The 18,174-nt window shown below is 71.9% G+C and carries 14 protein-coding genes; 5 read left to right on the top strand and 9 right to left on the bottom strand.

Going from position 1 to position 18,174, the window contains the following annotated elements; genetic code table 11:
* Positions 1 to 52: 52 nt before the first annotated feature.
* Positions 53 to 1,030, bottom strand: a complete 978-nt coding sequence (locus D9V36_RS09905; RefSeq protein WP_129298305.1) for a helix-turn-helix domain-containing protein — start codon at positions 1,028 to 1,030, stop codon at positions 53 to 55.
* 215 nt (positions 1,031 to 1,245) lie between these two features.
* Between D9V36_RS09905 and D9V36_RS09900 the strand changes: the two genes are divergently transcribed.
* Positions 1,246 to 1,773 (top strand): DinB family protein, encoded by a 528-nt coding sequence (locus D9V36_RS09900; RefSeq protein WP_129293438.1) that lies wholly within the window; start codon positions 1,246 to 1,248, stop codon positions 1,771 to 1,773.
* Positions 1,774 to 1,909: 136 nt separating this feature from the next.
* On the opposite strand, the gene D9V36_RS09895 is transcribed toward D9V36_RS09900, so the two are convergent.
* The 5 genes from D9V36_RS09895 to D9V36_RS09875 all read right to left on the bottom strand — a co-directional run bounded on the left by D9V36_RS09895 (position 1,910) and on the right by D9V36_RS09875 (position 7,544).
* Entirely contained in the window at positions 1,910 to 2,371 is a 462-nt protein-coding gene (locus tag D9V36_RS09895) for a Pycsar system effector family protein (RefSeq protein ID WP_129293437.1), read from the bottom strand.
* Positions 2,372 to 2,550: 179 nt separating this feature from the next.
* A complete protein-coding gene (locus D9V36_RS09890; RefSeq protein WP_206739634.1) occupies positions 2,551 to 3,525 on the bottom strand; it encodes a hypothetical protein in 975 nt (324 codons plus the stop codon).
* Positions 3,509 to 5,752, bottom strand: a complete 2,244-nt coding sequence (locus tag D9V36_RS09885) for a hypothetical protein (RefSeq protein WP_241720778.1) — start codon at positions 5,750 to 5,752, stop codon at positions 3,509 to 3,511. The genes D9V36_RS09890 and D9V36_RS09885 overlap by 17 nt, the downstream gene beginning before the upstream one ends.
* A complete protein-coding gene (locus D9V36_RS09880) occupies positions 5,749 to 6,687 on the bottom strand; it encodes a hypothetical protein (protein WP_129293436.1) in 939 nt (312 codons plus the stop codon). Before D9V36_RS09880 ends, D9V36_RS09885 begins: the two co-directional genes overlap by 4 nt.
* 164 nt (positions 6,688 to 6,851) lie before the next feature.
* Complete coding sequence (locus D9V36_RS09875) at positions 6,852 to 7,544, bottom strand: Crp/Fnr family transcriptional regulator (RefSeq protein ID WP_241720777.1); 693 nt, start codon at positions 7,542 to 7,544, stop codon at positions 6,852 to 6,854.
* Positions 7,545 to 7,873: 329 nt separating this feature from the next.
* Between D9V36_RS09875 and rsgA the strand changes: the two genes are divergently transcribed.
* A complete protein-coding gene (gene rsgA / locus D9V36_RS09870; RefSeq protein ID WP_129293435.1) occupies positions 7,874 to 9,001 on the top strand; it encodes a ribosome small subunit-dependent GTPase A in 1,128 nt (375 codons plus the stop codon).
* A gap of 208 nt (positions 9,002 to 9,209) precedes the next feature.
* Positions 9,210 to 9,833 carry an AlkA N-terminal domain-containing protein gene (locus D9V36_RS09865; RefSeq protein ID WP_241721287.1) on the top strand — a complete coding sequence of 208 codons (624 nt, stop codon included), beginning with the start codon at positions 9,210 to 9,212 and terminating at the stop codon, positions 9,831 to 9,833.
* A 4-nt stretch (positions 9,834 to 9,837) separates the two neighbouring features.
* On the opposite strand, the gene D9V36_RS09860 is transcribed toward D9V36_RS09865, so the two are convergent.
* On the bottom strand, positions 9,838 to 10,320 hold the full coding sequence (locus D9V36_RS09860) for a DUF456 domain-containing protein (protein ID WP_129293433.1): 483 nt from the start codon (positions 10,318 to 10,320) through the stop codon (positions 9,838 to 9,840).
* A 456-nt stretch (positions 10,321 to 10,776) separates the two neighbouring features.
* On the opposite strand from D9V36_RS09860, the gene D9V36_RS42585 reads away from it, so the two are divergent.
* Together D9V36_RS42585 and D9V36_RS09850 are read left to right on the top strand one after the other, a co-directional pair.
* Positions 10,777 to 12,381 carry a protein phosphatase 2C domain-containing protein gene (locus D9V36_RS42585; protein ID WP_129293432.1) on the top strand — a complete coding sequence of 535 codons (1,605 nt, stop codon included), beginning with the start codon at positions 10,777 to 10,779 and terminating at the stop codon, positions 12,379 to 12,381.
* Positions 12,382 to 12,670: 289 nt separating this feature from the next.
* Positions 12,671 to 14,413 carry a pyruvate dehydrogenase gene (locus tag D9V36_RS09850; protein WP_129293431.1) on the top strand — a complete coding sequence of 581 codons (1,743 nt, stop codon included), beginning with the start codon at positions 12,671 to 12,673 and terminating at the stop codon, positions 14,411 to 14,413.
* Positions 14,414 to 14,430: 17 nt separating this feature from the next.
* Here the strand turns inward: D9V36_RS09850 and D9V36_RS09845 are convergent, their stop codons facing one another.
* Positions 14,431 to 14,655: a hypothetical protein gene (locus D9V36_RS09845; RefSeq protein ID WP_129293430.1), complete on the bottom strand. Its 225-nt coding sequence runs from the start codon at positions 14,653 to 14,655 to the stop codon at positions 14,431 to 14,433.
* A 126-nt stretch (positions 14,656 to 14,781) separates the two neighbouring features.
* Positions 14,782 to 18,009 (bottom strand): alpha-mannosidase, encoded by a 3,228-nt coding sequence (locus D9V36_RS09840; protein WP_129293429.1) that lies wholly within the window; start codon positions 18,007 to 18,009, stop codon positions 14,782 to 14,784.
* Positions 18,010 to 18,174 lie beyond the last annotated feature (165 nt).

Here is an 18,174-nt window from a genome sequence, read left to right as displayed (position 1 = left end):
ATGCCTGAAAGACAGTCATTTGGGCCTGACGGATGGCCACTCGGAGACGCGTCTACTCGGACTGCAGCGTGGATCGGTAGTCGCTGGGTGGCATGCCGTAGGCAGTGCGGAAGGCCCGGGTGAAGTCGGCGGCGCGAGGGAAGCCCCAGCGGGCGCCGACGGCGTGGATGGGGGTGGTGCGCTGAGCCGGGTCGGCGAGGTCGCGGCGGGCGCGGTCCAGGCGCTGGCGGCGGATCCAGGCCGCCACCGTTTCCTCTTCGTGCTGGAAGAGGCGGTGCAGGTAGCTGAGGGAGATGTGATGTGCGGCGGCGATGACGGGCGGCGTCAGCTGCGGATCGTGCAGGTGCCTTTGGATGAAGGAGCGGATACGTAAGACGAGGGCCTGCCGGTGAGTTTCCGGGGGGAGGAGGGTGTTGGCGTCGAGGGCGTGAGCGAACAGTGCGGACAGGAGGTCCACCACGACCGACCCCAGACGGGGTCCGTCGGCAGGCTGGTACGCATGGGTGCCGTTCGCCAGCTGAGTGAGCAACTGCGCCAGCAGGGCGCCGAATCCTTCCCCCGCCGATAATCGCAGTCCGGCCAGCCGGTCGCGTTGACGGCCCGGAACCGGGAGCAGCGCTGCGGGTACTTCCAGCCCTACTCCTGTGTGCAGACCATCGGAACCTCCGACGGAACGGACCTCGAACGGGTGAGACGTATCGAGCACGTTCAGGCTGTACGGGCCATGTGAGGCGTCATCCCGCCCGGTGCTGACGTACAGCGTCCCCTTGAGCGGGAGCGTGAGGTGCAGCCCCTCGGGGTCCGACTCCCGGATCAGCCGAGGGGTGCGCCGGAAGAGCACCGGTTGGAACGACGACGGCCACACCGACACGGCGCCGAGGCTCAACGTGCGTTGGAAGACACGGAAATCCTCCCGGTAGTCGCTGACCAGCTCCACCGGCGCATGCGTTCGGCCAACGAGCGTCCGCCAGCAGTCGAACCTGTCCGCAAGCGGCACATCCTCACTCCGGTACACCGACTCCACCAGCATCGGCACTCCCTCCCCCTTGTGTACTGACAGCTACCACGGAGATACCCAGCCCTGACAGACACCAAGGGGGGCGCACCATGCGCATCGAGGTGGAGCGGCGCCGATGATCCGGGCGATACGGCCGGGCGACTCGATCCGTTGCGCCCGGCAGCGCACGGTTGCCGGGCGGTGCACCGCCCCGTCGCCCGCCCTTGGTGTGTGCCAAGGTGTGACCCATGGGGACAACAGCGGACGGGCGGCCGATTCCGCCCCTGCAGGCCGATGAACGCGCCACGCTGGAAGGCTGGTTGGACTTCCACCGCGCCACGCTCCCGCTCAAGTGCGAGGGGCTGGACGACCGCCAGATCCGCCTCGCCTCGGTGACCCCGTCGTCCATGACGCTGCTGGGCCTCGTCCAGCACCTGGCGGAGGTCGAACGCAACTGGTTCCAGCGGGTGTTCGCCGGTCAGGACGTCCCGCCGGTCCACGAGGCCGGCAATGCCGACGGCTTCACGCCGGCCCCGGACCACGGGATCGACGAGGCCCTGGCCCGCTGGCGCGCGGAAGTCGCACGGAGCCGCGAGCTGACCGCCGCCGCCTCGCTGGACGACACCGGCAGCCTCTCGGAACAGGAAGCCGGCCTCGCCGGCGGCCAGGGTGTGTCGCTGCGCTGGATCCTGGTCCACATGATCGAGGAGTACGCCCGCCACAACGGCCATGCGGACCTGCTCAGGGAGAGCATCGACGGCGTCACGGGGGCCTGAGGGCCCGGTCGTGCTTTCGCAGTCACGGACGAGGTGCACAAGACCGGCCGCCGCCCTCGGACCGGTCGCACCTCCCGCCCGCGTGCCGCCGGGTTCCTCGTACTCCTCTTGCTCCTCGTACTCCTCGTGCTCTGCTTCATGCTGGCCGCAGAACGACGGCGAACTGCGGGAGCGCGACGAGCAGCAGAACGGTTCCCGTTTCGATCCAGCGGTATTTGGCGCGGATGATCTCGCTGGTTCCGGCCAGGGAGGACAGCAAGGGGCCGGTCGGATCGTGCCCCATCCGTTCGAAGGCACGACTCAGCCGCGGGCCGGCCAGTTCCGGCGTGATGTGCTCGAAGTAACCGGGGGCGGCCGGCCCCCGGCGACGCCCTCCGCGGCGGCGAGGGGCGATGGCGCACACGAAGCAGACGACGGCCAGCAGCGCGCTGATGACGGCGGTCCACCACAGGAGATGCACTCTCCAGGCATGGGGGATCTGCCCGGCCCCGGCGCTCCGGGTCACCGTGATGAAGACGCCGAGGACCGCTCCCGTGAAGCCCAGGAGCACGGCGGCCTTGGTGTCCGCTCGGGTGAGTTCCGCCCCGTTGGCCGCCATGAAGCGTTCCATCGCTGCCACGGCCCGCGGACTTGGTCCGGGCGGAGAGCAGGTGGTCGGACGGCGGCGCGCTGTCATGTGCAGGAGCCGATGGCGAGGTGCCGGAGACGGGCGCGGGGACCGGGGAGCGATGCTCCGAGGCGCTCCCCGCACCGGATTCCGGCCGGCGGCAGTCCGCATCACACCGGCTGCCCTTTCGCCGTGCCGCGCGCCCAGCCGTTGGCATGAGAGCGGGGCCCCTCTCCGGCCGTCCCCGAGCGCTGCTGACCAGGTACGTGCCGCCCCAGCGCGGCGAGCCGGTCACGCAGCATTTCAGAGAGTTCCTGCCGCTCCTGCGCCGTCAGCTTGCCCAGCAGGCCGGCCACCTCGTCCTGCCAGTTGGTCTCCCCCCGGATCAGACCGGGGTGGTTCACGGCCCAGTCGAGCACCTGGCTGACCTGATCAGGGTGCCTGACCAACCAGAGTGCCGCGAGGGACACCGGACCCTCGCGCACGGCCCGAGTGCAGAAGTCGTACTCTTCGCGGCTCTTGTCGGTCCAGGAACCCGGCAGGCCGGCATCACCGGGCTCGCCCAAACGCAGCTCGCCCTCGTCCTCGCGCGCGCAGACGTCCGTGACGCGGTAGGCCAGGCCGCAGTCCGGCAACTCGTACGGCACGGCCAGGTCCTGCATCATCTCGGGCGCACCGAGTCCGCGCCGGTCGCTGCCGTACTCCTCCTTGAGGTGACGCAAACGCCGGTCGAGGTCCTTGCGCACGGCGAACCAGCCGTGCGTCGTGCGGGACCGCACGACCTGGAGCGGGTCGTGAACCCACCACAGGACCTGCACGTCCACCGACTCGGTCCCGTACGGAGTCGGCAGCGCGACGGCCCGAGTGCCCGGATATTCATCGAGCCGGACGTGGAAGGCACTGTCGTACCCGCGCAGCCTCGTACGGAACGCGGCCGCTCCCTTTTCCGCCGCGCCCGTCCCGAAGCCTGCCGCCCCGCGGGGCGGGACGCTCCGGTACCGGGCCCCCACCACGTGGTAGACCCCGCCCCGGTCCCGCAGTACCAGGGCACGGTCCAGTCGGCCGGACCAGCGCTGCCGCAGGATCTCCCGCCAAGGGGCCTGCGGAGCAAGAGCGTAGACAGGCTTGTCAGTGTCGGTGTTCATGGTGTTCTCCAGGTGCGGATGCGGGGGTGGACTGCCGCGGTTCGCCCTTCCGCCAGGCGTCCAGAGCGTGGCGCGCGATGTGCCGTCCGGCGAGTTCGGGCGTGTCGTCCCGGTCCATCTCGACGAAGAGGCGCAGGACGCCGTGCCGCATGTCCTGGGCGAGCGCGCTGAGCAACGTCTCCACGGCCGCACGCTGCTGCTCGTCCCAGGCGGCCGTGCGGCACCAGCTGATCAGGGAGTTGCGCGTGGCCTCGAACAGCCCGTCGTCGTTCAGCGTCCGCCGGACGAGTTCGATGAACCGCTCGGTGAATTCGCCTACGGTGAGCAGCTGTTCCTGGAACCAGGAGGGCTCCCACAGCAGATGCGGGAAGGCCCAGAGCGACAGCTCCGCTTCAGGTCCCTCACCGTCGGCCCAGCCGGCAAGGGAGCGGAAGACCGTCGGCTGGCTGCCTGCTGCGAAGAGTTCGCGCACCGCACGGCGCGCGGCGGTGGCGACGGCATACTCGTCACCCTCACGCCCCCGGTACGCATGCCGCAGCAACCGCATGGCCAGATCCGGCCGGGAAGCCCCGAACTGCGTCCCGCAGGCGTACCCGACCGTGGAGCGCCGCCGCCAGTTGGCACCCCTGCTCCATGCGGAGAGGTGGTGCTTGACCTCGCTCGCCAGAACCGGGTCCTCTGCCGCCATGCCCAGTGCGTACGCGGCGATCCTGCGGCTGGTCGGATGCTCGGAGCCGGCCAGCTTGCCGAGGTGCCGGAGAGCCCGCCGGCCGCCGCCCCAGCCGACGGCCATGCCCATGACCCGGCCCACCGGCTCGGCCAGCTCGCGTTCGTGTGCGGGGACGTTGTCCATCCAGTCCGTCAGCAGCCCGGACAACTGGCCGTACTGCCGCCACACATGCCGCAGCACACTCTCCCCCTGCCGGTGCCGGGTGAACCGCACCGGCTCCACCGCGTAGGTGTAGCCGGAGCCGGCCCGGACCTCCTTGGGCGCACACTGTGCGCGCACCCTCCACAACAGGTCGTCCAGCGACCGGCGGAAGACGAACCGCGGGTTGGGCCGCGGTCCGTCCCGACGAGGTGAGGGACAGCGACCGCCGTCGCCGTCGCCGTCGCCGCGCTCCGGCAGTACGGAGTCCAGGCGACCGTCCGCCAGGACGAGGAGCCGTTCCGCTTCCTCACTGACGATCCGATGGTCCAGCCCCTCGAAGACACAGGTCGCCAGGAGGAAGGCGAGACCGTCGGGGTCGTCGCGGAGCCTCTTGATCAGGTCGGGTGCCTCGTCCTCCGCGAGGAAACTCAGGCGGTCACGAAGGCCGGTGAGGCCCGGCCCGTCGTCGCCTGCTCCGCTCACCGCGGCGACCAGCTCGGCGACCTGGGCGGGAACCAACTCGGGAGTCAGCAACTCGTCCAGCAGTCCGGGCTCCAGCCGCGCGAGCAGCCGGTCCCGCTCCGCGGCACTCGGTACGGCGGATGCGAAACGGGAGTGGAAAACGGCGCGGGGCGGCGGGGGTTCGCACCGTACGGGGGACACATGGAGGTCACGCGACAGGCTGCGCACAAGGTCCGGCTCGTCGGGCAGCACGATCACCATGCGTGCGTCGGCGTCGCCCAACAGGCGCCGCAGGTTGGCGATCACCGCAGGCCCGAGGGGGTGCTCGGGCAGCAGACCGTACACCAGATACCCGCGGGCTCCGGCATGGGTGGGGCGCCAGGAAGACAGATCCACATCGCTGTCGAGCGCGCGCAGGTCCATGCTGCCCCCGGTATGACGGTGCAGCAGGTTCAAAGCCGCCGTGCGGCGTCCGGTGCCGGGCTCCCCGACGACGAACAGGACGCCGGTGTCGAGCTCCGCCAGCGCGGGGGAGAACCACTCGGGTTCCGCGAATCCCGCCTGGGCGTTCAGGACCTCCAGCGCGGAGATGGGCCCCTCGTGCGCCTCTACTCGCCGGCCGCCGGGGCCGGCCGCGCCGCCGACGTTCTCCACGTGCTGATCGCCGTGCACGGAACCGGCGTTGATGTTCCCGCCCGGAGCCCAGATGACATAGCGCCGCCCCCTGGATCGCCGGGCGGGGGACGGGCCGTCGAAGTCGTCGTCGAAGTCGTCGAGGTCCTCACCGCCGAGGCCGATCTCGTCCCGGGGCGCCGCAGGGCCTTTGGGCTCTTCGTCGAGCCGGGACTCCCCGGCGGACTCCGCCGCATCGGGTGAGCGTTCCCCGGCGCTCACCGGCGGTGCTCGTTCTTGTCGCCCTGAACCGTGTCCCCCTGATTGCCGTGGACGGTGTTCGCCTTGTTACCGCCGACGTAGTCGCCGCCGACGTCGATGTTGCTGACGCTCTGGCCGCCGTGCACGGTGCCGGTATTCACGTTCCCCCGGTCCGCCCTGTTCGTCACCGACGGGTATGCCGTCCCCCGCACGGCCGTTCGCCGTTCACCGCCGTCTCCGGCGGGAGCCTCCTGGTCCTCGACCACCCGGTCGCCCAGGATGCGGCGGTCGTAGAGATTGCCCGAGGGCGCAGGCACATACAGCCAGGCCCGCTGATCGAATCGCTTGCCCTCGACGGTCGCCGGAACCTCGATGAAGTGGTCGGGGTGCCGCCCTGTGTATCCGCTCGCCACCGCGTCCTGGTAGCAGCGGTCGGAGAGGATGGCGGCGACTTTGGTGATGTTCTCGTGGGAGGCGGCCAGCATGGCCTTGACCGGGCGGGAGTCGAGCAGCCGGTGGGTGTCGTTGCGCGGTGTGCCGTTGCCGTCGAACTCTCCTCCGGAGTCGGGCAGCGGCCCGATGTGGAGGCTGACCCGGAGCCGGAGGCGCACCGTCCCCGTGGAGTGCACGGTGAACTCGGTGAGTACGTCCTGGAGGGTGTGGAGCCACGGGTGGATCACGAACGGCATCCACGCCGGATCGAAGCCGAAGACGTACCCGTCGCCCGTGGAAGCGGGGAACCTCTGGTCCTTCCAGACGTCCGCTGCTCCGGCGCGCTCGAACGCGCGCTGGAGGAGTTGCGGGATGGCCTGGCTGATCGCTCCGTGCTCGATGGCGGGATAACCGGTGAAGTCCTTGGCGTCGACGGCCACGATCCCCCGGTAGGGAGGAAGGTGGCGGCTCCGGGTGTGGGGCATGGCACTGGCTTCGGGCAGCGGCTGGCGGAACTGCGACATCAGGACTCCTTGACTTTCCCCTGCGGGTTCGGTGCATCCGAGTTTCGCGGGGAGACGTGCTGCGGTGTGCCCACTCGGTGCGGAGGAGCAGTGACGGGCGTCACAGGGTGCGGCGCTCTCCGCTGCCGGGCTCCGTGGGGGCCGGCTGTCCGGGCTCCGTGGGCTCAGTTGTGGAGATCCGCAGTCGCTCGCCGCAGCGCGGGCAGATCGTCGATGAAGATGCGCTTCCGACCCGTGTGAACGTGAAGGGGCTCGAGTTCGGAGAGGCACGCGGTGACCGTGTTGCGCGACACCCGCAGGTGCTGCGCGAGTTCGTCCCGAGTCAGGGCAAGCTCCAGACGCCGCCCCTGCGGTATGCCGGAATGCCCGGAGATATCGGCCAGGTTCACCAGGGACGCCGCCAGGCGGGCGAGGGCATCACCGCCGCCGCGGGCGCGGTCCGACTCCCGCAGCCTGCCGAGGGCGTACCGCACGAGCACGGGGAACAGGTCATGGTCAGTGGCGAACCGCAGGAAATCCGCCTTGCTCAGGACGGAGACCGAGCAGCGCGAGATCGCCTGGACGCTCGCCGAACGCACGTCGTCGTCCAACACCGCTACCTCGCCCAGCAGTTCACCGGGACCGCGAAACGCCAGCAGGGTGAGATCTCCGCTGCGCTCTCGCCGGAGCACCTTGGCGACCCCGCTGCGCAGCGCGAGCACATGAGTGCCGGGCTCACCCTGCCGCAGCAAGGTGTCGCCGACAGGGTGCCGGCGCCCGAACGACTGGTCGAGCATGTCCGCCCAGACCGTGTCACCCACGAGGCGGCGCAGCGTCCGACCTGAGGGATCGGGTCCTCCGCCTACGCGATCGTTCATGCGATGACCTTAGGAGAGGGCGAGGCCATCTGCCCAGCAGGTGGCGGCGATGACGCTGGAAGGGCACGGCCCGAAAAAGAGTTGGTGCTGCTGCCCGGTGCTGCTCTACGCTCAGCGATGTTCTTGACGGCGGCCCGGAGCTGCCGTCGTCGGCTGTTGAGGAAGCGGGAGGTGAGTACCGATGACTGTCACTGCGCAGGGCGCTGCCCGCATTCAGAAGATCATCCATCTCATTCCCGTGGTCTCCGGCTGACTCGACGTCACTTCCGCTCTTTTCGCCGCGCGTTGCGCGGACGGCCGGGACCGCTCTTTCCTGAAGGGTCATCCCGTTGTTCGACCTCGATTTCTCCGCCGCGCACCTGTTGACCGCCTATGGCTGGGACGACGGATTCGCGGAGGATTTCACCCCCTGTGCCGGGCGGGGGTTCGTGCCCGGCCGTATCGTCCGTGTGGATCGCGGACGGGTGGATGTCGTCGTGCCCGAGGGCGACGGCGTCCGGACCGTGCTGGCGGACACCGCACTCGTGGCGACCAGTGATCCGATGCGGGTGCCGTGTACCGGTGACTGGGCCGTGATCGACCTGGAGAACGGGCTGACCGGTGACCATCTCGACGGCGTCGTCCGGGCGTTGCTGCCGCGGCGTACGGTGTTTTTGCGGTCTGCTTCGTCCAAGCGCTCCGAGGGGCAGATCCTCGCGGCGAACGTCGATCATGCGGTGATCGCGGTGTCCTTGGCCGATGCGCTGGACCTCGGGCGTATCGAGCGGTTCGTCTCGCTGGCCTGGGAGGGCGGGGCGCAGCCGCTGGTGGTGCTGACGAAGGCGGATCTGGCCGGAGGGCCGGACACCGTGGCGCATCTCGTCGCGGACGCGGAGTCCGCGGCTCCCGGCGTGCAGGTGCTGGCGGTCAGCTCGGCGACCGGTGACGGCATCGATGTGCTCTCCGCCGTGCTCGCCGGTGGCACGTCCGTACTGCTGGGGCAGTCCGGTGCGGGCAAGTCCACGCTGGCCAATGCCCTGCTCGGCGACGAGGTGCAGCTGGTCCAGGCGATCCGCGACCGGGACGGCAAGGGGCGGCACACCACGACCACGCGCGATCTGCGGGCGCTGCCCGGCGGTGGAGTGCTGATCGATACGCCGGGGCTGCGTGGCGTCGGCATGTGGGACGCGGGGTCCGGGCTGGCCCGGACGTTCTCGGACGTCGAGTCGCTGGCCGAGGGGTGCCGCTTTCACGACTGTGCGCACGAGGCGGAGCCCGGCTGCGCGGTCCAAGAGGCCGTCGAGGGCGGTGAGTTGCCCGTGCGGCGGCTGGAGAGCTACCGCAAGCTGCTGCGGGAGAACCAGCGCATCGTGGCGAAGACGGACGCCCGGCTGCGTGCCGAGATCCGCCGGGACTGGAAGCAGAAGCAGACGCTGGGGCGGCACATGATGGAGCGGAAGCGGGGGCCGCAGAGGTGAGGGGAGGGGACCGGAGGCTAGGAGGCCGGGTGCCGGGCTAGGGGCGGGGTGGCGCGGTGGCTGGGTGCGGTGTGTGTCAGGTGCGGTGTGTCAGGAATGGCGCCGGCGGACCGCGGGGCCGGCGGTGGGCGGCGGCCGGCGGTAGCCGGCCGGAGTGTCGGCTGCGGTCGTGGACGGTCTGTGGCCTGCCGGTCTGCGGGATCTGGTGATGCCCGTACGGCGGATCCGTCGGCTGTGCGACCTGGATGCCACCCCGTATGCCGTCGCCTCGCGGCTTGGTGCGGATCCGCTGTTCGGTCCGCTGGTGGCCGAGCGGCCCGGGCCGCGGTCACTGGACGCCGCGGACGCCGGGCACGGCGGACGCCGGGGAACGCGCGGTATGGACCGTGCCCGGTGCCCGCCGGAGCGGGCCGCCGCGCTGGTGTGGAGGTACGGCACCCCGCGGGATGCGGCGGACGGCGGGCCGATCCGTCTCTTCTCCGAGCCCGGTGGTGAGCTGACCGGGCTCGGAGGTCGCGGAGCCGGTCCGCGCGCTGTGCATCGCCCTCGCCGACGGCGCGGTGTTGCTGGGCGCGGGCACGGACCGTGGTGCCGCCGCACGGGCGCCGGCCGCGCTGCCCGGGGCCGGCCCGCGGGCGGCCGCCCGCGTCAGGGTGCGCGCGCCGGGTCGACCCGGATGCGGGGCGGCGGCGCAGGGGAGGGACCAGGAGCCGGACGGGCACGGGTTCCGGGCCGATTGACGCCGCAGCCCGCTGGAACCGAGGCACGCCGCAGCTCGCCGGAGCCGCAGCTCGCCGGAACGGGGCACGCCGCAGCCCACCGCATCGGATGACGCCTCACCCCGCCGCCACCGCGCCCGCCCAGGCGCCGACGACCAGCAGGCAGGCGAACAGCTCGATCAGCACGCTCAGGCCGATGGCGCGCATGACCGTACGGGTCGAGGCCCAGGCATCGCCATGGCTGCCGAGCCGGACCCGTTCCAGCAGGTAGAGGCCGCCGACAGCGCCCAGCGGCCCGCCGATGACCGGGATCACGAAGAACCCCACGATGCCGGCCACCCCGGCCAGGAACAGCGCCCGGTACGGTGCGCCCGCGGCCCGCAGATTCCGGACCGGGAGCAGCCACTTCAGCGCCTGGTTGAGGAGCAGCACGGCGGTGGCGCCCATGAGCACCACCCAGGCGAGCGAGGACTTCTCGGACAGCGTCCACCACAGCACGCCCGCCCAGACGATGAGAGGCCCGGGGATACCGGGCACCAGCACCCCGAGCAGCCCAAGCAGCATCACCAGGCCGACCGCGACCAACTGCCACACACTCATGCGCCGGCCCCGCATCGCCCGCCCGGCCCGACTTCACCGGGCACGCACCTTTTCCTGGCCCGTCGGCCGCTTCTCCTGGCCCGCCCGCTGCCCTCGCTCACGCGCCGGCCTCACTCCCGGCGGGCGCAGGACCCATGGCGGCTCGTACGCTGCACACTCTCATGGGCCCAGCGTGCCGGACGCGACCCGGAAGCGCTTGCCGGCCGGCCGGACCGGGCGCCCCGCAGGTGCTCCGCCGTCAGCCCCGACCCTTCCGCGTCACCCGGTAAACAGACAACACCGGAGGGCGAACCGGCCGGCACCCACGGCCACCCGGCCCGCCGGGCCTGAGCGCGCACCCACGACCCGCGTCGGCCGCCGCGTTCCGGCGGACGATCACCCGTAGGAGGCCGGCCGCCCGGTGGACGCTCTTTCGCGCCCTGTCTCGGCCGTGGCCGTCGATGGACAATACGGCCCATGAATCAGCAGGGAGCCGCGCGGGGCCACGAGGACGACTGGTGGCGGCAGTTGTACGGCGACGGCGACGGCAGTGGTGGCGGTGACGGTGGCGCGGGCGCCTCGGGCCGCGGCGCGGTGTGCGATGCCGGCCCGTCCGGAGCCGGCCTGTTCGATGTGGGCTCGTCCGGCGCCGGCCCGTCCGATGTGGGCCCGTCCGGAGCCTCGGACACCCTCGACGACCGGGTCGCGTCGGCGCTGCGGACGCTGAGAGGGCCGAGGTGGGCCGATCCGGCACCGCAGGTGCCCCCGGCTCGCGGTACGGCCGACCCGCCGCCGTCGGAACCGCCGGGCCGGCCCGCACCCTCCCCGCCCGAGCCGTCGGCACCGATCCCGCTCCGGTCCACCGGGCCCGGGAGGCACACGCCGTCCCCCGGCCGCTCGTCCTCTGACCGCCCGTCCTCCGGCCGCCCGTCTCCCTGCCTTCCGCTCGCCGATCGTCCGCCTGCCAACCGCCAGTCCACCGACCGCGGGCCCATCGACCGCTCGCCCATCGACACTCCGCCCATCGACCGCGTGCCTGCCGACCGCCGAGCCTCCCCGGTGCCCCGTCCTCCCCAGGACACCCCACCGCCCGCCACCGTCGACCCCACCGACCCCACCGACCCGGTAGCCACCGCCGACCCGGTAGCCACCACCGGCCCCACCCATGACCGCCCACCCGCCCCCGGAGCCGACCCGGGCGAACTGCCCGCCGCCGACCCGGCCACCCTCGACGACTACCTGGTGCCGGACACCACACTGGACGGTGCCCGGTACGGCGCGCTGACCCTGCGTGCCGCCTCACAGCGCGGCGACGCCGCCCGCCGGCGCGGCGACCTGCGCCGAGATGCGCTGCTCACCGCCCGCTTCGGGGCCGGCCGGCACGCCCTGATCCTGGTCGCCGTCGCCACGGGCCGGCCGTCCGTCGAGGGCGCCCACCGCGCCGCCCGGGACGCCTGCACCTGGATCGGCGGCGCGGTCGGCCGCAGTTACACCCGACTGGCGGAGGACATCCGGACGGACCGCCGCGGTGCCCTCAAATCCGGGCTGCAGCGGCTCACCGACCGCAGTTACGGCACACTGCGCGGCCGGGGACCGGAGCGGGGCTCCCCACCGGAGCGGCACCCGGCCGCGTTGCGCTGTCTGCTGCTGCCCGCCGATCCGGACTGCCGCACCCGGGTGTTCTTCGGGGTCGGCGCGGGCGGCCTCTTCCTGCTGCGCGACGGCGCCTGGCAGGACCTGGAGCCCGCGGGGACGGCCCGCCTGTCCACAACGGCGGCGGGCACCGGCCACCTGCCCGGACCCGCCCCGGGCCCGGCGCACGACCCGCACCCGAACGGGAGCCCGGCACGGTCCGAGCCGTTCCTCTTCCGGACGGCCTTCGCCCGTCCGGGGGACACCCTGCTGCTGTGCACCGCGGGTCTCGCCGAACCGCTGCGCGAAGAGCCCGCCTTCGCCGCCCGGCTGGCCGACCGGTGGTCCGCCGACGGGCCGCCGGGGCTGGTGGACTTCCTCACCACCGCACAACTACGGGCCGGGGACCACCCGAAGGACCGTACGGCCGTGGGGGTGTGGGAGTCGTAGCGCGGGCCACACCGCGACCCCGACGCCGACCGGACGGCGAGGCGCACCGGGAAGGCGAGCCGGGGAGACACCCGCCGGGACAGCAGGGGGACCCACTGGGATGCCCGGGGGGGGGGACCCACTGGGATGCCCGGCGAGGCACCCGCCGGGACACCCGGAGGAGCCACCCACTGGGACACCCGGGCAGGCACACCGGAGGCGCGCCGCGGCGCCCCATGGGTTCATGGGAGAGCGGCACCCACCACGCCGGCCGGGGCAACCACCCACCCGTCGAAGGAGCGAGCACGACATGGCGAAGCGGACCGTGGCCGAGCAGTTCGTGGAGATCCTCGTGCGGGCGGGGGTGAAGCGGCTCTACGGTGTCGTCGGCGACAGCCTCAACCCGGTGGTGGACGCCATCCGGCGGAACTCCGCGATCGACTGGATCCAGGTCCGTCACGAAGAGGCCGCCGCCTTCGCCGCCGGGGCGGAAGCGCAGCTCACCGGCTCGCTCGCGGCCTGTGCTGGCTCCTGCGGCCCCGGCAACCTGCACCTGATCAACGGTCTGTACGACGCCCACCGCTCGATGGCCCCGGTCCTCGCGCTGGCCTCCCACATCCCCTCCAGTGAGATCGGCACCAGCTTCTTCCAGGAGACCCACCCCGACCGGCTGTTCGCCGAGTGCAGCCACTACAGCGAACTGATCTCCAGCCCCCGGCAGATGCCGCGGGTGCTGCAGACCGCCATCCAGCACGCCATCGGGCGGAGCGGGGTCGCGGTCGTCTCCCTCCCCGGCGATATCGCCGCCGAGCAGGCCCCCGAGCGCACCATCGAACACGCCCTGGTCACCGCGCGCCCGTCCGTCCGCCCCGGTGACGCCGAGACCGACAAGCTGGCCCGGATGATCAACGAGGCCGGCAAGGTCACGCTGTTCTGCGGCAGCGGTACGGCGGGAGCCCATGCCGAGGTCATGGAATTCGCCGAGCGGGTGAAGGCCCCGGTCGGCCATGCGCTGCGCGGCAAGGAATGGATTCAGTACGACAATCCCTTCGACGTCGGCATGAGCGGGCTGCTCGGCTACGGCGCGGCCTACGAGGCCACCCACGAGTGCGACCTGCTGATCCTGCTCGGCACGGACTTCCCGTACGAGGCGTTCCTGCCCGACGACGTCACGATCGTGCAGGTCGACGTCCGCCCCGAACACCTGGGCCGCCGCTCCACACTCGATCTGGCCGTCTGGGGCGATGTGCGCGAGACGCTGCGCTCTCTGATGCCCAAGGTGCAGCCGAAGACGGACCGCCGGTTCCTGGACCGGATGCTCAAGAAGCACGCCGACGCGCTGGAGGGCGTGGTCAAGGCGTACACCCGCAAGGTCGAGAAACACCTGCCGATCCACCCCGAGTACGTCGCCTCGGTCCTGGACGAGGAGGCCGCCCCCGACGCGGTCTTCACGGTCGACACCGGGATGTGCAATGTCTGGGCCGCCCGCTATCTCACCCCCAACGGCCGCCGCCGGGTGATCGGTTCGTTCAGCCACGGCTCGATGGCCAACGCGCTGCCGCAGGCGATCGGCGCCCAGTTCCTCGACCGCGGGCGCCAGGTCGTCTCGATGTCGGGCGACGGCGGGTTCACCATGCTGATGGGCGACTTCCTCACCCTGGTCCAGTACGACCTGCCGGTGAAGGTGGTGCTGTTCAACAACTCCTCGCTGGGCATGGTGGAGCTGGAGATGCTGGTCTCCGGGCTGCCGTCGTACGGCACGGGATACCGCAACCCGGACTTCGCGGCCATCGCCCGCGCGGCCGGGGCCCACGGCATCCGGGTGGAGAAGCCCAAGCAGCTGCGCCGCGCACTGCGCGAGGCCTTCCGGCACAAGGGGCCGGCGCTGGTCGACATCGTCACCGACCCCAATGCGCTGTCCATCCCGCCGAAGATCAGCGCCGAGATGGTGTCCGGCTTCGCCCTGTCGGCCGGCAAGATGGTGCTGGACGGCGGCGTCGGCCGGATGCTGCAGCTGGCCCGCTCCAACTTGCGGAACATTCCCAGGATGTAGTCCGGCGCGAAGACGCCTCAACTGCCGGCGAGCCAGAGCACCCCGGCGGTGAAGAGGGCGACCGCCGCGGTGGGTGCCACGAAGCGGAAGCGGCGGATGCCGTCGATGCGGTGGAGCGCGAAGCCCACGACAACGGCCGTGATGAGCACGGCTATCGTCCCGATCGTTCCCGGCAGGGCGCCATGGCTGTACCCGAAGTTGTCGGCGTGCCGTATCCACTGGAATGCCCAGAAAACCTTCATTCCCCGCCCCCTGAATCCCTCACCGAAACGCACCGCTGACCGCTAGAGAATAGAGGTACCGTCGCCCCGGCCGCTCCGGGCGGGTGCAGCGGCCGGTTCAGGCTCCCGGCCGGTGCTGTGGCCGGTTCAGGCCCCCGGCGGACGCTGTGGCCGCAGCCGGAGCGTCAGGATCTGGAACGGGCGCAGCTCCACCGCCACCTCCGAGGTCGGCCCTTCTTCCTCCTCGTGCACCGGCCGCTCCAACAGGTCCGTGACGGTGACCCGTTCGACCGGGAAGCCGGGGGAGAGCGTGCCGCCGGCGCGTCCGCCGCACGACTCGTACAGCCGCACCACCACGTCGCCGCTGCGGTCCTCGGCGAGCTTGACCGACTCGACGGTGAGGGCCGGGTGGTCGACGCGGACCAGCGGGGGGACGGGCGGAGCGACGGCGGTGCGCAGCGGCAGATTGAGCGCCAGCCCCTCGGCGACCGCCTCGCCGGTCCCGGCGCCCGGCAGCAGCGCATAGGTGAAGCGGTGGGTGCCCTGGTCGGTCTCGGGGTCGGGGCTGTGCGGCGCGCGCAGCAAGGTGAGCCGGACGGTCGTGCCCAGGCCCTCCTGGTGCGGGGTGCGGGTGACGTCGTGGCCGTACGTCGAGTCGTTCAGCAGCGCGATGCCGTAGCCCGGCTCGGCGACCCGCAGCCAGCGGTGCGCGCAGATCTCGAAACGGGCCGCGTCCCAGCTGGTGTTGGTGTGCGTGGGCCGGTGTACGTGTCCGAACTGCACTTCGGAGGTGGACCGTTCGGCGTGCACATCCAGAGGGAAGGCGGCCTTGAGGACCTTCTCCGACTCGTGCCAGTCGATGTCGGTGCGGATGCCGAGGCGGCGTGAGCCCGCCCGCAGGGTCAGCTCCTGGACGATCCGGGACGCGCCGAACGCCCTGGCCACCCGTACCGTCGCGGACAGCGGCCCGGCCGCGGCCAGCTCGACCGACTCGGCGTCGGTCAGATCGGTGTGCCGGTTGCGGTAGTGCCCGTCGAGGTCCCAGGCGTCGTACTGGTTGGGGTGGTCGGGGTGCAGTTGCAGCAGATTGCCGCGGGCGCCCGGCGCCAGCACCTCCCGCCCGGCGTGCAGATCGCGTACGGACGCCAGCAGGCCGTCGGCGTCGACGGCCACCCGCAGCAGTCCGTTGTCGAGCGTGACGGTGCCGTCGGCGTCGCGGTCCGCCTGTACGGGCGCGGGACGCGGGGTGGCGGAGTCCGGACCGACCGGGCGGACGGCCGCCGAGCCGAGCGCGGGGACATGCACCGCAACCTCGATGGGCCCGTCCGCCTTCGGCCCGCTCCCCGGCCCCGCCGCCGACAGCGTGACGATCTCGTCCCGGTCGTAGGGCGAGGCATTGAACACCATCGGCACCCCGGCCACCCCCGCCTCCGCCCCCGCTCCCGCTTCCGTTCCCGCCGGTGCCCCGAGCGCCCCGGCTGCCCCGAGTGCCCCCAGCGCCGTCTCGATGATCCCGGTGAGCTCGTCCGCGACCGCCGCATAGGTGTCACGGGCCTCCCGATGCACCCAGGCGATGGACGACCCCGGGAGGATGTCGTGGAACTGGTGCAGCAGCACGGTCTTCCAGAGGCGGTCGAGGGCGTCGTACGGGTAGGCGTAGCCAGCGTCACCCGCCCGCACCGCCGCCGTGGCGGCCCACAACTCAGCCTCGCGCAACAGGTGTTCGCTGCGGCGGTTGCCCTGTTTGGTCTTCGCCTGCGAGGTGTACGTACCGCGGTGGAACTGGAGGTACAGCTCGCCCGACCAGATTGGTGCCGCCGCCCCGTACTCCGCGTGGGCGGACTCGAAGAACCGGGCCGGCGGCTCGATCCCGACGCGCGGGGAGCCCTCCAGGGAGCGCAGCCGGCGGGCCCGCTCCAGCATCTCGCGGGTCGGGCCGCCTCCGCCGTCGCCCCAGCCGAAGGGCACCAGGGAGCGGGTGGCACGGCCCTTGTCCGCGAAGTTGCGTTCGGCGTGGGCGAGTTCACCGGCGGCCAGCCGGGAGTTGTAGGTGTCCACCGGCGGGAAGTGGGTGAAGATCCGGGTGCCGTCGATACCCTCCCACCAGAAGGTGTGGTGCGGCATTCTGTCGCTCTGGTTCCACGACAGCTTCTGGGTCAGGAACCACTTCGCCCCCGCCAGCCGCGCCAGCTGCGGGAATGCGGCGCTGTAGCCGAACGAGTCGGGCAGCCAGACCTCCTCGGTCTCCACCGCCAGCTCCTCCAGGAAGAAGCGCTTGCCCATCGTCAGCTGCCGGGCCAGCGCCTCACCGCCGGGCATATTGGCGTCGGACTCCACCCACATCGAGCCGACCGGAGCCCAATTTCCCTTCCGTACGGCCTCCTTGATGCGCTCCCAGATGTGCGGCTGATGCTCCTTGACCCAGGCGTACTGCTGCGCCTGCGAGCAGGCGAACACCAGCTCCGGGTACTCCCCGGCCAACTGGGTGACATTGGCGAAGGTGCGGGACGCCTTGCGGACCGTCTCGCGCAGCGGCCACAGCCAGGCGGAGTCGATATGCGCATGTCCGGCGGCCGAGACGCGATGGGCGCTCGCGGCGGCCGGTCGGGCCAGGACGTCCGCCAGCGCGTCCCGCCCGGAGACCGCGGTGGCACCGACATCGTGCAGATCGAGCACGTCCAGCATGTCCTCCAGTGCCCGCAGGATCTGGTGCCGGCGCGAACCGTCGGCGGGCAGCTCGTGCATCAGCTCCGACAGCACCTCGATGTCCAGGATCAACTGCCAGACGCTCTCGTCGAGCACCGAGAGATCCGCCGAGGCGAAGCGGTACAGCGGACACCCGGGCGCGGTGCGTACATCACCGAGGTCGGTGGGGCGGAAATCCCGCAGCACCGCCGGATTCGCGGCCGTCTCCAGCAGCAGCCGCACCTGCTCACCACCGCTGACCGGCGCGCCGACGGGGACATGCCGGTTGCGCGGATGGATGCCTTTGACGGGTACGCCCTCGGCGTCGTAGACCAGCCCCTCCGCCTGGAACCCGGGCCCGTCACCGCTGAAGCCGGGGTCGATGACGGCCTCCACCCGTCGCCCCGCCCATTCCTCGGGCACCTCACCCGTCAGCCGGAACCAGCTCGTGGACCACGGCGGCCCCCAGGCCTCGCCGACCGCGAAGGGCTCGTACGGGGCCCGCAGCGCCTCGCCCACCGGCACCGTTCCCCGAGCGCTCGCATCGGCCCCCGGGCCGTCGGCGACGCTGCGCGGCACATGCCAGACCTCCAGCCGCAGCGGTACCCGCGCCGCGTACTGCGCGGGCCGGATGAACTGCCCCAGCGCCCTCTCCAGACGCCCCTCCACCAGCAGTCGGTCGTCGTGCACAGCGGCTCCTCATGCTCGTACTCCCCGACGCCGCCGGGGCGCGGGCGGGGGCCCGGCGGGGCTCCGGCGGTTGCGGTTGCCGTCGCGGTTGCCGTTGCCGTTGCCGTTGCCGGGGGAGTGTTCCGGTCGTCCGGGTCCCTGCCGCGGGGTCCACGGCAGGCTCGG

It is taken from the genome of Streptomyces lydicus (assembly GCF_004125265.1).
Taxonomy (GTDB): Bacteria; Actinomycetota; Actinomycetes; order Streptomycetales; family Streptomycetaceae; genus Streptomyces; species Streptomyces lydicus_C.
This window is presented reverse-complemented; position numbering and strand designations above follow the sequence as displayed.

Coding starts and splice junctions, on each gene's coding strand:
- D9V36_RS09905 (WP_129298305.1), bottom strand. CDS start 1,030: ATGCTGGTGGAGTCGGTGTACCGGAGTGAGGATGTGCCGCTTGCGGAC.
- D9V36_RS09900 (WP_129293438.1), top strand. CDS start 1,246: ATGGGGACAACAGCGGACGGGCGGCCGATTCCGCCCCTGCAGGCCGAT.
- D9V36_RS09895 (WP_129293437.1), bottom strand. CDS start 2,371: ATGGCGGCCAACGGGGCGGAACTCACCCGAGCGGACACCAAGGCCGCC.
- D9V36_RS09890 (WP_206739634.1), bottom strand. CDS start 3,525: ATGAACACCGACACTGACAAGCCTGTCTACGCTCTTGCTCCGCAGGCC.
- D9V36_RS09880 (WP_129293436.1), bottom strand. CDS start 6,687: ATGTCGCAGTTCCGCCAGCCGCTGCCCGAAGCCAGTGCCATGCCCCAC.
- D9V36_RS09875 (WP_241720777.1), bottom strand. CDS start 7,544: ATGAACGATCGCGTAGGCGGAGGACCCGATCCCTCAGGTCGGACGCTG.
- D9V36_RS09865 (WP_241721287.1), top strand. CDS start 9,210: ATGCCCGTACGGCGGATCCGTCGGCTGTGCGACCTGGATGCCACCCCG.
- D9V36_RS09860 (WP_129293433.1), bottom strand. CDS start 10,320: ATGAGTGTGTGGCAGTTGGTCGCGGTCGGCCTGGTGATGCTGCTTGGG.
- D9V36_RS42585 (WP_129293432.1), top strand. CDS start 10,777: ATGAATCAGCAGGGAGCCGCGCGGGGCCACGAGGACGACTGGTGGCGG.
- D9V36_RS09850 (WP_129293431.1), top strand. CDS start 12,671: ATGGCGAAGCGGACCGTGGCCGAGCAGTTCGTGGAGATCCTCGTGCGG.
- D9V36_RS09845 (WP_129293430.1), bottom strand. CDS start 14,655: ATGAAGGTTTTCTGGGCATTCCAGTGGATACGGCACGCCGACAACTTC.